Source organism: Nonomuraea sp. NPDC050786 (genome assembly GCF_040654115.1).
GTDB lineage: Bacteria > Actinomycetota > Actinomycetes > Streptosporangiales > Streptosporangiaceae > Nonomuraea.
On the sequence record NZ_JBFAHJ010000010.1, the window covers coordinates 39,455 to 52,134 of the forward strand.

The 12,680-nt window shown below is 71.7% G+C and carries 11 protein-coding genes; 9 read left to right on the top strand and 2 right to left on the bottom strand.

Going from position 1 to position 12,680, the window contains the following annotated elements; translation table 11 throughout:
- Positions 1-35: 35 nt before the first annotated feature.
- Positions 36-4,022, bottom strand: a complete 3,987-nt coding sequence (locus AB0H84_RS20270) for a S8 family serine peptidase (protein ID WP_357605947.1) — start codon at positions 4,020-4,022, stop codon at positions 36-38.
- Positions 4,023-4,197: 175 nt separating this feature from the next.
- On the opposite strand from AB0H84_RS20270, the gene AB0H84_RS20275 reads away from it, so the two are divergent.
- The 5 genes from AB0H84_RS20275 to AB0H84_RS20295 all read left to right on the top strand — a co-directional run bounded on the left by AB0H84_RS20275 (position 4,198) and on the right by AB0H84_RS20295 (position 8,015).
- Positions 4,198-5,190 (top strand): helix-turn-helix transcriptional regulator, encoded by a 993-nt coding sequence (locus tag AB0H84_RS20275; protein ID WP_357605950.1) that lies wholly within the window; start codon positions 4,198-4,200, stop codon positions 5,188-5,190.
- Positions 5,191-5,320: 130 nt separating this feature from the next.
- On the top strand, positions 5,321-6,334 hold the full coding sequence (locus AB0H84_RS20280; RefSeq protein WP_357605953.1) for an SPFH domain-containing protein: 1,014 nt from the start codon (positions 5,321-5,323) through the stop codon (positions 6,332-6,334).
- Positions 6,335-6,432: 98 nt separating this feature from the next.
- The gene (locus tag AB0H84_RS20285) at positions 6,433-6,591 is read left to right on the top strand and encodes a hypothetical protein (RefSeq protein WP_357605956.1); all 159 of its coding nucleotides are present in this window, start codon (positions 6,433-6,435) and stop codon (positions 6,589-6,591) included.
- A 54-nt stretch (positions 6,592-6,645) separates the two neighbouring features.
- Positions 6,646-7,353, top strand: a complete 708-nt coding sequence (locus AB0H84_RS20290) for a class I SAM-dependent methyltransferase (protein WP_357605958.1) — start codon at positions 6,646-6,648, stop codon at positions 7,351-7,353.
- Positions 7,350-8,015 (top strand): class I SAM-dependent methyltransferase, encoded by a 666-nt coding sequence (locus AB0H84_RS20295; RefSeq protein ID WP_357605961.1) that lies wholly within the window; start codon positions 7,350-7,352, stop codon positions 8,013-8,015. The genes AB0H84_RS20290 and AB0H84_RS20295 overlap by 4 nt, the downstream gene beginning before the upstream one ends.
- A gap of 14 nt (positions 8,016-8,029) precedes the next feature.
- Here the strand turns inward: AB0H84_RS20295 and AB0H84_RS20300 are convergent, their stop codons facing one another.
- Positions 8,030-9,127, bottom strand: a complete 1,098-nt coding sequence (locus AB0H84_RS20300; RefSeq protein ID WP_357605965.1) for an AsnC family transcriptional regulator — start codon at positions 9,125-9,127, stop codon at positions 8,030-8,032.
- 128 nt (positions 9,128-9,255) lie between these two features.
- Between AB0H84_RS20300 and AB0H84_RS20305 the strand changes: the two genes are divergently transcribed.
- The 4 genes from AB0H84_RS20305 (at position 9,256) to AB0H84_RS20320 (ending at position 12,578) form a co-directional block, all read left to right on the top strand.
- Positions 9,256-10,716 (top strand): MFS transporter, encoded by a 1,461-nt coding sequence (locus AB0H84_RS20305; RefSeq protein ID WP_357605967.1) that lies wholly within the window; start codon positions 9,256-9,258, stop codon positions 10,714-10,716.
- A gap of 38 nt (positions 10,717-10,754) precedes the next feature.
- Positions 10,755-11,072, top strand: a complete 318-nt coding sequence (locus AB0H84_RS20310; protein ID WP_357605969.1) for an antibiotic biosynthesis monooxygenase — start codon at positions 10,755-10,757, stop codon at positions 11,070-11,072.
- Between the two features lie 72 nt (positions 11,073-11,144).
- On the top strand, positions 11,145-11,744 hold the full coding sequence (locus AB0H84_RS20315; RefSeq protein ID WP_357605972.1) for a helix-turn-helix domain-containing protein: 600 nt from the start codon (positions 11,145-11,147) through the stop codon (positions 11,742-11,744).
- 21 nt (positions 11,745-11,765) lie between these two features.
- Positions 11,766-12,578 carry an SDR family oxidoreductase gene (locus tag AB0H84_RS20320; protein WP_357605974.1) on the top strand — a complete coding sequence of 271 codons (813 nt, stop codon included), beginning with the start codon at positions 11,766-11,768 and terminating at the stop codon, positions 12,576-12,578.
- Positions 12,579-12,680 lie beyond the last annotated feature (102 nt).

Sequence of the window (12,680 nt, forward strand, 5' to 3'; positions counted from 1 at the left end):
AGCGGGGGCAGGGCGCCCTGCCCCCGCTTCGGTGGTCACTTCACGAGATAGGCGTCGGAGAAGGTCTGCTGGACGGAGTTGCCGTCCCTGTCCTTCGCCTCGACCTTGATCGAGACGCTGCCCGGGCCCTTCGGGTTGAGCACGAGCACCTTGCCGCCGGGCAGCACGGCGGCCTGCGTCCAGTGCGCGCCCTTGTCGCCCGAGATCCACACTCCGCGCAGCGACGGAGACCTGCCGCCCTCGGCCTTGACGGTGAAGGTGAACGGCCTGCCGCCCTGGACCGTGTCGTTCTCCGGCAGCCCGAGCTCGTAACCCAGCCGGATCAGCGGCACCTGGGCGCAGGGCTGCTTGTCATCCCACAGCACGGCGTCCAGGCAGGCGTACGGGGAGTTGGCGCCCGTCGGGCGGGCAGAGCGGAACGTCCAGGTGGTTTCGATGCTGGAGCCGGAGTGCTTCCCGGCGAACGCGTCCTTCCACGAGTCCGTCAACCGGTACGTGCCCGGCCCGGCGGGGACGGTGTAGTAGGGCACACCCAGGTCGTCGTACTCCGGCTTGACCTCGGTGTCACCGCTGAACAGGCGGATCTCCTCGGTCCCCGGGGCGCCCTGGTACATGTGGGTCGGGTCGGAGGCGTCGGAGTAGTACCCGAAGCCGACGGGGCTGAGCGCGCGCAGCCGCAGCCGGTCGCCCTGGCGGCAGCCGTCGCAGTAGAGGGCCTGGCTGACCCAGTCCGGCAGGCCGGGACCGGACGCGAACTGCGCGGGCACGATGGCCTCGTTCCAGTCCTCCCGCTCGTGGGTGGCGCGGGTGAAGCCCCGGGCGGAGGTCGCGAAGCGCGAGCCGTATGTGGCGGGGTCCAAGAACACGTACTCGCGCTCCCACAGCACGTCCCGGCCGGGGTCGTTGTAGAACTCGGTCCTCGCCGTGGGCCCGGCGAAGCCGTGCGAGCCGCGGACACTGAGGCGCTGCTCGCTCGTGTAGGTGTGGTTGACCTCGGTGAAGTTCGTCTTCGGCCCCCACGTGCCCGCCTCCGGCGGGAACTGCGCGTGGTAGGTGGTGTCGATCTCGGTGAGGTCCCGGGCCTTCGGGGCGAAGCTCAGGCGGCCCGCCGTGGTCCCCTTCACGTAGTAGGCCAGCTTGTACTCGAACGGGGTGTTCGGCGTGGAGTGCAGAGCGGCGCTCGGGTACGGCTTGCGGGCCAGGGCCTTGCCGAGCCGGTCGGCCTCGCCGCTGTCGATCCACAGCACCGGGATCTTGTTCTGTGCCGTGTAGTGCGAGTCGCTGAGCAGCCAGGCGAACCGGTCGCTGGTGACCACGCCCGCGGCGCCGGCCTTGATGGCCAGCTCCAGGTCGGCCAGGAGGAGCTGGAGCGAGTCCCTGGCCGGGAGGTAGACGAGCTTGCCGCGGGTGTCCGCGCCGCCGCGCATGTCGTCGCCCGTGGTCAGGTTCAGCCGCCTGTCGTCGGTGAACTTGGGCACCAGCGGGTCGTGCTCGCTGACGTAGTGGGGGTTGAGCTGGAGTCCCGGCACGGTCAGCTCGACCTCGGGGGCGCGGCGGATCTGGTCGAACAGCAACGTGTAGGTGCCCACCGTGGGCGCCTTCCGCACCCGTGAGACCCAGTACCTGCCCGTGTTGACCGGCTCGTAGCTGAGCAGCGACGCGCCCGCGTACAGCCGGCCCGACGCGGTCGTGCGGGCGGTCATCACGTTCATGAACACCGGCTCGGACCTGCGCGGCGTGCTCACCTGGATCGGCTCGACATCGGCCGTGTCCAGGGTCACCGTGGTGTCGCCGTCGAGCTTGATCTCGGGGGCGAGCAGCAGGCCGTACTGGAGTTGCCGGTCGGGCTTGGTGTACCACCAGGGCGCGTCGCCGATGGAGTAGACGCCGCCGTGGGCGAGCTTGAGCTCGGTCTCCAGCGTGCCCGGCGTGTCAGTGGTCCGCCAGTTCTCGGTGACCACGGTCATCGGCTCGCCGTCGAGGAGCGGGTCGGTGTCGCTGACGCGGACGGCGGACAGGATGCCAGGGTAGAGCGTCCATTCCGGCTTGCCGACGAGCCTGACGCGCACGGTGTCCATCTCGGCCCCCTTGTGCAGGGCGATGGGCGCCGTCAACCGGGCCGTGCCGGCGGTGGCCGTCACGCGGCCCTCGTACCAGCCGGGGTCGCCGAGCGTGGGCTCGATGGTGAGGTCCGCGCTCGCGGTGCCGCCCGCCGGGACGGTCAGCGACGACGGGGTGAGCGTGGCCATCCCCGAGGGCGCCTGGGCCTCACCTCGCTTCAGCGTCAAGGAAAGGGCCAGCGTGACGGGCTCCTTGCCGGTGTTGCGGAAGGTCACCTTCCTGGTCAGGGTCTGGCCGGTGTACGGGTCGCTGAACGCCGCGTACACCGTCGCCAGGTCGGCGAAGACCTGCTGGGTGACGGCCCGCCCGATGTCGAGGCGGCCCGCGCCCTGGTCGTAGGCGGCGGCGTCGCCCGGCTTCGCGGTGCCCGTCAGCGCGGTCTTGAGCTGGTCGGGCGTCCAGTCGGGGTGCTGGGCGGCGAGGATGCCCGCGGCGGCCGCCACGTGCGGCGTGGCCATCGAGGTGCCGGACGCCGCGGTGTAGTGGTCGTCCACCGGGCCGCCGCCCGGGACGCTGCTGCCGGCTCCCAGCGAGGTGCCCGCCGCGCGCGCCGCGATAATGTTCACGCCCGGCGCGGTGATCTCCGGCTTGATCGCGAAGTCGTCGCTCAGGCGCGGGCCGCGGCTGGAGAACTCAGCGATCTTGTCGGAGGAGTCGACCGCGCCGACGGTGAGCGCCGAGGTCGCCGCGCCGGGGGAGGCGATGGTGTACCGGCCGGGGCCCGAGTTGCCCGCCGCGACCACGAAGAGCGTGCCGTACGCGGCGGTCAGCTCGTCGGCCGCCTGGCTCAGCGGGTCGGTGCCGTCGGTCGGGGTGCTGCTGCCCAGGCTCATGTTGACCACCCGGGCGTGCTCGGTGGCCGCCTGCCACTGCATCGCCGCGATGATCTCGGAGTTGCTGCCGCTGCCCGTGTCGTCCAGCGCCTTGGCGATGGTCAGCCGGGCGCCGGGGGCGACGCCCTTGTACTTGCCGTTCGAGGCGGCGCCGCTGCCCGCGATGATGGAGGCCACGTGCGTGCCGTGACCGACCCGGTCGGTGACCTCGTCGGGGTTGCCGCCGCCCGGGCTGCCCGCCGGGACGAAGTTGCGGGCCGAGGTGACCCTGCCCTGCAGGTCGGGATGGGTACTGTCGATGCCGGTGTCGATGACGCCCACCGTGGCGCCGGTGCCGTCGTATCCCGCCGCCCAGGCCGTGGGGGCGCCGATCTGCGGGTTGCTGACGTCGTCGAGCGCCTTCACCTTGCCGTCGAGCCACACCTTACGCAGGTCGCCCGTCAGGGCCTTGGCGCTCTTCTGGCCCGCGCCCAGCGACTGCCAGAACGTGCCGGCCTGCTTCTTGTCCACCTTGATCGCGGCGCCGTCGATGCTCTCCAGCACCACCGGCTCCGCGCCGCCCTTCAGCGACCTGGCCTTGCCCGCCAGGTCGGCGGCCTTGGTCTGGGACCGGTACTGGACGATGAGCGGAATCTGCGCGGCCTTGGCGTCGCCGTACCCGTTGGCCGCCAGGTAGTCGACGTTGAACAGCTCCTTGTCCAGCAGGCCCTTGCTGACGTAAGGCCCGGCGTCAGCGGGGATCACGTAGTAGCCGTGATCGTCCTGCTCGGCCTGGTACGTCCGCGCCTCCCGGCCGTCGCCGGGCTCCAGGGTGGCCGACGCGCGGCCCGCGCCGTCCTTCGCGTAGACGACGGTGTCCCCGGTGATCAGCGTGATCCTGACCGGCGGGGTACCGGTTACCGGCGCGTTCGCCTTGGCGGCCGTCGTCGTCGCGGCCGTCCCAGTGGCCGTCCCAGTGGCTGTTGCTGCGGCTGTCGCTGTGGCCGCTTCGGGGACCGCGGCGAGCGGTACGGCGAGCGCGGCCGCGAATAACGCGACCAGTCTGCGGCGCCGGGGGGTGGACAGCATGCACACACCTTTCTCCAGACATGGGAAACGCCCGCCATCGTCGCGCGCGCGATGAGATCGTTTCCTCGCTGACCTAATCTGGGATTGAGTCAGGGCACAAGTCCGCCGAACGGGCCAAAACCCGCCAGGTGGCGGTAACCCGCCATCCCCGTCACCGGGAGAAAGGGTGTCGCCGATGCTCGAAGCGATCGGCCTGTCACCGGCCGAGAGCCGTCTGTACGCGACGCTCGTCGAGAACCCGCGGTCGTCCGCCGCCGAACTCGCCACGCACTGCGGCGTCTCCACGCTCCTGGCGGCCCGCACGCTGGCGGCCTTCGCGCGGCGCGGACTGGCCAGCAGGCTGCCGGGCCGCCGCGCCCGTTACGTCGCCGTCGCCCCCGACATCGCCATCAGGCCGCTGCTCACCCGCCAGGAGGAGGAGCTCCACCAGGTGCGGCAGGCGATCCACGAGCTCACCACCTCGTTCCACCTGGCCTCCCGCTACGCGACGCATCCGGCCGAGCAGGTCGAGGTCGTCACGGGGACCGACAACATCATCAGCAGGGCGTACGCGCTGCAGGACAGCGCGCAGAGCATGTTCCGCAACATCGACAAGCCCCCGTACGTGATGCACGGGCACGCCGACAACGTCGAGCGCGAGCGGCGGATGCTCAAGTCGGGCATCGACTACCGCAGCGTGTACGACCTCGAGTCCCTGGCGATCCCCGGCAAGATGCGGCTCATCCAGGACGCCATGGCACGCGGCGAGAAGGCCCGCGTGGTGACCGGGGCGGCGGCCAAGATGTGGATCGCCGACGACTCGCTCGCGCTGATCCCCATCCGCAACGGGGCGTACTCCATCGACGCGGCGTTCATCCTGCACCAGTCCGCCCTGCTCGACGCGCTGATCGCGCTGTTCGAGCTGGAGTGGCAGCGGGGGTTCCCGTTACGCGCGGCAGCCCGCCCCGCCGCCGCCCCCGACGGGCCCGGCAAGCCCGGCGAGCCGGACGAGCTGACCAGGGATCTGCTGGTGCTGCTCGCGGGCGGCCTGACGGACGAGGCCATCGCCCGGGCACTGGGGCTCGGGCTGCGTACGGTGCAGCGCCGCATCCACGCCGTCATGCAGGACTTGAACGCCATCACCCGCTTCCAGGCGGGGCTGGCGGCCCGGGAGCGCGGCTGGATCTAGACAGGCGGGAAGCCGGCGTTCATGTCCGCTCTCCTCTCCGCAAGGCGTACGTCAGCTGGTCAGGACTTGACCTGTTCCTTGCCGACGCGGGTGCGTACCCGGATCTAGCCTTGAATGGAGGGACAAGACCATGATCATCAATATCGTGCTCGGACTGATCGTCTTGATCACCATCTGGCTGGCGGTCGGGAGCATCAGAGTCGTCAACCAGGTCGAACGTGGCGTGGTCTTCCGCTTCGGCAAGGCCCAGCGGGAGGTCCGCCAGCCAGGGCTCACCTTCCTCATCCCGGTCGTGGACCGGATGAAGAAGGTGAACGTGCAGATCATCACGATGCCGGTCCCCACGCAGGAGGGCATCACCCGCGACAACGTCTCCGTACAGGTCGACGCCGTCGCCTACTTCCGGGTCGAGGAGCCGCTGCGGGCGGCCATCGCGGTGCAGAACTACCTGTTCGCGATCGAGCAGGTGGCGCAGACCTCACTGCGCTCGATCATCGGCAAGAGCGATCTGGACGACCTGCTCTCCAACCGCGAGGAGCTGAACAGGGGCCTGGCGCTGATGCTCGACAGCCCCGCGCTGGGCTGGGGCATCCACATCGACCGCGTGGAGATCAAGGATGTCCATCTTCCCGATCCCATGAAGCGATCCATCGCCCGCCAGGCCGAGGCCGAACGGGAGCGCAGGGCCCGGGTGATCACCGCGGACGGAGAGTTCCAGGCGGCGCGGAAGCTCGCCGATGCCTCGGCCATCATGACCGAGACTCCGGGCGCGCTTCAGCTGCGCCTGCTGCAGACCGTGGTGGAGGTGGCGGCGGAGAAGACCTCCACGCTGGTCATGCCGCTGCCCGTGGAGCTGCTGCGCTTCTTCGAGCGCTCAGGAGGGGCCGGGGCCGCCTCGGCAGGTGAGCAGGCCGCCAGTCCTTCGGAGCGGAAGCAGGAGGAGCGGGAGCTGGAGGAGCGGAAGCCGGAGGAGCGGAAGCCGGAGGAGCGGGAGCCGGAGGAACGGAAGCCGGAGGAACGGAAGCTGGAGGAGCGGCCGGCCGTGACGGACTCGGGCGTGCCGGAGCTGGCCCCGCCGGAGCCGTCCTTCGAGCGTGCCGCCGCGGGGCCGGCCGTGAAGAGCGGCGTATCGCGTACGACATAGGCTCAGGACGCGGGTGTCCAGCGTTCGCCCGGCCTCAGATCCACGACCCGCAGGCGCGGCCCGGCCAGCGCCACCGCGACCTGCTGCGCCGTCACATCGTGGAGCTGGAGGAGCGCATCTCGCGGGCGAGCGCGGCCAAGGAGCTCATCGAGCACGCCATGGCCTGCCCGGAGAGCTTCGCCGAATGCGAGCACGCCCGCGAGCGGATCGCCGCCCATGTTCCGCCGCCCGCAGGCACCGCGCACTCAGGAGTCTGACCCGACGGCGCAGGGCGCTCCGCGCGTCCGGCCTCCGCGAGGTAGCTTCGGATCATGGAGAGCACCGGCACGGGCCCCGGCCCCATCACCCCTGACGGATCCCCGGTCGAGTTCTACACGCTCCTCAGCGCCGACGGCGAGGCCGAGATCGTCGCCCAGGTGACCCCGCCCGGCGGGTCCGTGCTGGAGCTCGGCGCGGGCGTCGGCAGGGTGACGCACCCGCTCATCGGGCTCGGCTTCGAGGTCGTGGCCGTGGACGAGTCCGCCGAGATGCTCGCCCACGTGCGCGGCGCCACGACGGTCGTGGCGCGGGTGCAGGAGCTCCGGCTGGACCGGCGGTTCGACACGGTCACGCTGGCCTCCCACCTCGTCAACACGGTGGACGACGCGGCCAGGCGCGAGCTGATCGCGGCCTGCGCGCGGCACGTCAAGCCCGGCGGCGCGGTGCTGATCCAGTGGACGACCGCCGAGGGGCACGACCGGTGGCAGGTCGGCAGGGGCAGGCAGGACGGCGACATCACGATCACGATGGCCGCCGTGGAGGAGGTCGCACCCGGCGTCTTCCACGCCACGATGCGCTACACGTACGGTGACGACAAGGTGTGGACGCAGTCGTTCGCCTCCAAGCGGCTCACCGACGACGAGCTGTCGGCCGAACTGGCCGCTGAGGGGCTGAGGCTGGAGCGCTTCGTCACCGACGACCGCACCTGGGTGCTGGCGGTCCCCGGTCCGGACCGGCCGGCGGGTGGGAACAGATCATGACCACCGCACGGTACGACGGCCAGGCCGAGTGGTACGACGAGTACATCGGGTCCAACGCCGGCGCCACCATCGCCGACCTCGGCGACCTGCTCGGCCCCGGCGAAGGGCTCTGTCTGGACCTGGGCTGCGGCACCGGCCTCTACCTCGACGCCATCCGCTCCACCGGCCGGACCGTGGTCGGCCTGGACCGCTCGGGCGACCAGCTGCGTCTGGCCCGCAGGAGGGACGGCGCCCCTCTCCTCCAGGGCGACGCGACGGAGCTTCCCTTCGGCGGCGGCACGTTCGACGCCGTCACCGCGCTCTGGATCTCCACCGACATCGGCGACTTCGCCGGACTGCTGAAGGAGGCGGCGCGGGTCCTGCGCCCGGGCGGGCTGCTGCTGTTCTACGGCGTGCACCCGTGCTTCAACGGCCCGCACATCGAGACCCGCGAGGACGAGGCGGTGATCATCCATCCCACGTACCGGATCAAGGGCTGGCACAGGAGCTCGCCGTGGTGGCGCAAGGGCGGAGTCCGTGACCGGGTCGGGATGAGCCACGTGCCGCTGGCCGACCTGATCAACGCCTTCATCGACGCGGGGCTGACGATCGAGCGCGTGTACGAGCCCCAGCGCCGGCCCGTTCCGTTCGTGCTGGCCGTGCGGGCGTTCCGCCGCGACTGAAGCCGGCAGGGGTTTCAGGGGGCACTGCCCGCGTACGGCGCCGGATGCCGGGGCGAGTGGCCGGCCGCCTTGAGAGTGTGCAGGACCGGCGCGGTCTCCAGGGCGCTGATCCGGTCCAGCGCGCCGAGCCGGTGGGTCAGGTAGCGGTGCAGGTCGGCGGGGGTGGAGCAGAGCGCGTGGGCGAGCAGGTTGGTCTGGCCGGTGGTGGCGGCGACGACGGCGAGCTCATGGTGGGTGGCCAGGGCGGTCGCGACCTGGTCGAGGTGCGCCGGCGCGACGGTCATCCACAGCAGGGCCTGGGTGGTGACGCCGTACGCGGCGGCCTGGACCTCGACGTCGAAGAAGACCAGCTCCCGGGCGCGCAGGTCGGCCAGGCGGCGGGCCACGGTGGCCTGGGACCAGCCGGTCGCGGCGGCCAGCTCGGCGTAGCCGGCCCGGCCGTCGTGGCGCAGGGCGTCGATGAGGCCGTGGTCCGCGGCGCTGAGTGACGTCGGGCTCGCGGCGCTGAGTGAGGCGGGGTCTGCGGCGGCGAGTGAGGCCGGGTCCGTGGCGGCGAGTGCGGCCGGGTCCGTGGCGGCGAGTGCGGCCGGGTCCGTGGCGGGGTCGGTGGCGGCGTGAGCGCGTGGGGCCAGGCGCTCTCTCTGCCGCTCGTCGAGTGCCTGGAGGCGTCCGTGCCAGGCGGTCGGGCCGCCCAGGTACGTGTGGAGCAGCAGTTGCGCGGAGACCGCGGTGATCCCGGACGTACGGGGGATGTCGTGCAGCAGCAGCGACCGGGACAACCGGCTGTCGTGCGGCGCCTGGACGACCGCGAAGATCTCCGTGCCTCCGGAGGCCAGCTTGACCCAGGAGGTGTCGGGCCGCCGGGCCAGCGCGTGCGCCAGAGCCTGCGAGGCGGCCGGTGCGGCGGTGAGCCGCACCACCCATTGCGCCTGGCCGGTGTGGTCCGGCGCGGGGAGGCCGACGACGCGCAGCCCGGCCTCGGCACGCAGCCGCCGGTAGCGGCGCGCCACGGTCTGCGTGGACACGCCGAGCACCTCCGCGATCCGGCTGAACGGGGCCCGCCCGTCGATGTGCAGGGCATGGATGAGACCCCGGTCCAGATCATCGAGCATGGTCGCATTCTCTCGCCTGCCGGGCTCCGATGGAAGAAATCCTCCAACGGAGCCCGGTGACTGGAACGCCGACGCCTTCCGGCCGCACGCTGCTGCCGGGAAACACGAGCCCGGCAAGAGGAGTAGCGATGCTCGTACGAGAGGAAGCCGCGACCGCGGTGGCGTACCGGTGGCGGTGGCTCGCCCTGGTCGCGCTGTTGATCGCCGAGGCGATGAACCTGCTGGACGCCACGATCGTGACCGTGGCCGCACCGGTGATCCACCACGATTTCGGCGGCGCCGGATCCGACATCCAGTGGTTCGGCGCCGCCTACACGCTTCCGTTCGCCGTCCTGCTGATCCCCGGCGGGCGTCTCGGGGACCTGGCCGGTCGCAGGCGGATGTTCGCGGTGGGGGTCGCGGCCTTCGCGCTGGCATCCGTGGCGTGCGCGTGCGCCACCGGGCCGGGAATGCTGATCGGCACGCGCGCGATCCAGGGCGCCGCGGCCGCGCTGATCATTCCGCAGACCATCGGGCTGATCCGGTCCATGTTCGAGGGGGCCGAGCTGGCCAAGGCGATGGGCAGCATAGGGCCGGTGATGGGTCTGGCCGCCATCTGCGGGCCGGTGCTGGGGGCGGTGCTCACCCACGCCGACCTGTTCGGCGCGTCGTGGCGGGCGGCGTTCCTGGTGAACGTCCCGCTCGCCGCCGCCGTCCTGGCCGTCGTTCCGGCGCTGCGGGAGAGCAGGTCGTCCCGGCCGGTACGCCTGGACCTGAGCGGCACCGCCCTGGCCATGCTCGGAACCGGCCTGGTCGTCCACCCCCTCATCCAGGGCAACACGGCCGGCTGGCCGGCCTGGAGCTGGGCCGCGCTGGGCGCCGGCGTCGTGGTCCTGGTGGCGTTCGGCCGGCAGCAGCGCCGCCGCGCCCGCCAAGGCCGCAGCGCGCTGGTCGAGCCGAGCCTGTTCCGCGGCCGGGCCTTTCCCGCCGCGCTGGCGACCTCCACGCTCTTCTTCGCGGCGATGAACGGCCTGACGGTGGTGATCGTCCTGCAGGTGCAGCTCGGCCTGGGCGCCGACGTCCTCGCGGCGGGCCTGACCCTGCTGCCGTGGTCGGCCGCGATGGCCGTCGGCTCCTGGGTCTGCGGCACCCGCCTGTTCCCCAGGTACGGGGCCAGGGTCATGTTCGCGGGGCTGGCCACCCTGCTCGCCGGGGTGATCTGCGCCATCGCCGCCTACCACGCCGCCCGTACCGGCTCCCACGGCTGGGCCCTGCCGGCCGCGCTGCCGGCCGCGCTGCCGGCCGCGCTGGCGCTGGGCGGGCTCGGGAACGGGCTGTTCACCGTCCCGTTCTTCACCACGGCCCTGTCGCGGGTCCGTCCCCACGAGACCGGCTCGGCGGCGGGGCTGCTCAACGCGGTCCAGCAGTTCGGCGGCACGCTGGGCACCGCCGTGCTCGGCACCGCGTTCCTCCACTTCTTCGGCCGGGCGGGCGTCGCGCCGGGGGCGGGTGCCCTCGACGGGGCCCAGGTGGCGTTCTGGACCGCCGCGGGCCTCATCGTCGCCACCGCCGTCACGGCGGTGCTCATGAACGCCAGAGATAGTCACTAAACTTGACTGTATGGATTTATGACCATATAGTGACTCGTATGGGAGCACGAGCAATGGAGGCAGAGATGACCGCGGTGGAGTTGACCCGCTTCAGGGTGGCGCCGGACAGGACCGATGAGATGCTGGCCGCCCGGCCCGGGATGGTGGCGGATTTCCGTGCTGACCGGGAGGGCTTCCTGGGCGCCCGGTTGGTGCGGCTGCCCAGCGACGAATGGCTGGACGTGGTGGAGTGGCGATCCCCGGAGGACTTCGCCGCCTCACGTGCCAAGGGTGCCAACCTTCCTGGCATCGCCGCGTTCTTCGCCACGCTCGGCGAGCTCGTCAGCGACGAACTGGGCACGCTGGGGGCCGGATGACGGTCGGCTGGGTCTCCTTCTTGGTCGGCGGCCAAAGTTGAACTCTGTCCAAGTTTGTCCTATGGTCAAGATGTGACCGAAGAGCAGAAGCTGGGGCTGCGCGAGCGGAAGAAGCTGGAGACCTGGCGGTCCATCAGGGCCGCCGCGCTGCGGCTGATCAACGAGCGGGGCTACGAGGCGGTCAACGTCGACGACATCGCCGCCGCGGCCAACGTCTCGCGCAGCACCTTCTTCAACTACTTCGCCACCAAGGAAGCCACCGTGTTCGACCCCGACCCCATGGAGACGGACGCGTGGCGCAAGCTCATGAACGACCGGCCGGAGGACGAGCCGCTGTGGGTCTCGCTGCAGGAGATCCAGCTGGGTTACATGTCGCTGCTGGCGGACCGCCTGGCGGTGCAGAAGCGGCTCAAGGCGGCCTCGCCGGCCCTGGCGGAGTCCAAGCGTGACTACTCCGACCGGTTCTACGCCGAGCTTCGCGAGTGGGTCGCCTCCCGTACGCCGCCCGGCGCGGAGATGCAGGCCGCGCTGCAGGCCAACACCGCGCTCGCCGTGCTGAGGACCGCGTACGGCGCCTGGTCGCCCGAGGACGGATTCGAGCGGTTCCTGCAGCTCGCCCGCGAATGCTTCGACCGGGCCGGCCGCGGGCTGGCCCCGGACCAATACCACTGATCAGCAGAAGGACACCGCACCATGAGCAAGGTCTGGTTCATCACCGGCACTTCGCGCGGCTTCGGCCGCAGCTGGGCCATCGCCGCGCTGGAGCGCGGCGACAAGGTCGCCGCCACGGCCCGCGACACCGCGACCCTCAAGGACCTCGTCGAAAGGCACGGCGAGGCGATCCTGCCGATCGCCCTGGACGTCACCGACCGCGAGGCCGCCTTCGCCGCCGTACGGCAGGCCCACGCCCACTTCGGCCGCCTGGACGTCGTCGTCAACAACGCCGGCTACGGCCACTTCGGCATGGTCGAGGAGCTCACCGAGGCCGAGGCCCGCGCGCAGATCGAGACCAACGTGTTCGGCGCGCTGTGGGTCACCCAGGCGGCGATCCCGCTGCTGCGCGAGCAGGGCGGCGGGCACATCATGCAGGTCTCCAGCATCGGCGGCGTCGCCGCGTTCGCCGGCCTGGGCATCTACCACGCCTCCAAGTGGGCGCTGGAGGCCTTCTCCGAATCGCTCGCCCAGGAGGTCGCCCCGGCCGGGATCAAGGTGACCATCATCGAGCCGGGCGGGTACGCCACCGACTGGGCCGGCGACTCCGCCGTCCGCTCGGAGCCCAACCCCGTCTACGAGCCCATCCGCGAGGCCCGGGCCAGGTCGCGCGCCGGCATGACCGCGCCGGGGCCGGACGTCACCGTCCCGGCCGTGCTCGCCGCCGCCGACGCCGCGGAGCCGCCGCTGCGCCTGCTGCTGTCGGGCACGGCGTACGACATCGCCAAGAGCGTGTACGCCCAGCGGCTGCAGACCTGGGCCGAGTGGGAGGACACCTCCCGCGCCGCCGGCTGACCCGCCGGCGCGCTGGTGTCGCCCGGCTCGTGTGGACTGGCTGCCTCGCCCGGCGATGCCACGGACGCCGCCGGGCGTGAGCTGACCGGCGGGGCGTGCGGC

Excerpts from the sequence above, each read along its gene's own strand:
- AB0H84_RS20280 (WP_357605953.1), top strand. The coding sequence starts at position 5,321 with ATGATCATCAATATCGTGCTCGGACTGATCGTCTTGATCACCATCTGG.
- AB0H84_RS20300 (WP_357605965.1), bottom strand. The coding sequence starts at position 9,127 with ATGCTCGATGATCTGGACCGGGGTCTCATCCATGCCCTGCACATCGAC.
- AB0H84_RS20270 (WP_357605947.1), bottom strand. The coding sequence starts at position 4,022 with ATGCTGTCCACCCCCCGGCGCCGCAGACTGGTCGCGTTATTCGCGGCC.
- AB0H84_RS20290 (WP_357605958.1), top strand. The coding sequence starts at position 6,646 with ATGGAGAGCACCGGCACGGGCCCCGGCCCCATCACCCCTGACGGATCC.
- AB0H84_RS20275 (WP_357605950.1), top strand. The coding sequence starts at position 4,198 with ATGCTCGAAGCGATCGGCCTGTCACCGGCCGAGAGCCGTCTGTACGCG.
- AB0H84_RS20320 (WP_357605974.1), top strand. The coding sequence starts at position 11,766 with ATGAGCAAGGTCTGGTTCATCACCGGCACTTCGCGCGGCTTCGGCCGC.
- AB0H84_RS20295 (WP_357605961.1), top strand. The coding sequence starts at position 7,350 with ATGACCACCGCACGGTACGACGGCCAGGCCGAGTGGTACGACGAGTAC.
- AB0H84_RS20305 (WP_357605967.1), top strand. The coding sequence starts at position 9,256 with ATGCTCGTACGAGAGGAAGCCGCGACCGCGGTGGCGTACCGGTGGCGG.
- AB0H84_RS20310 (WP_357605969.1), top strand. The coding sequence starts at position 10,755 with ATGGGAGCACGAGCAATGGAGGCAGAGATGACCGCGGTGGAGTTGACC.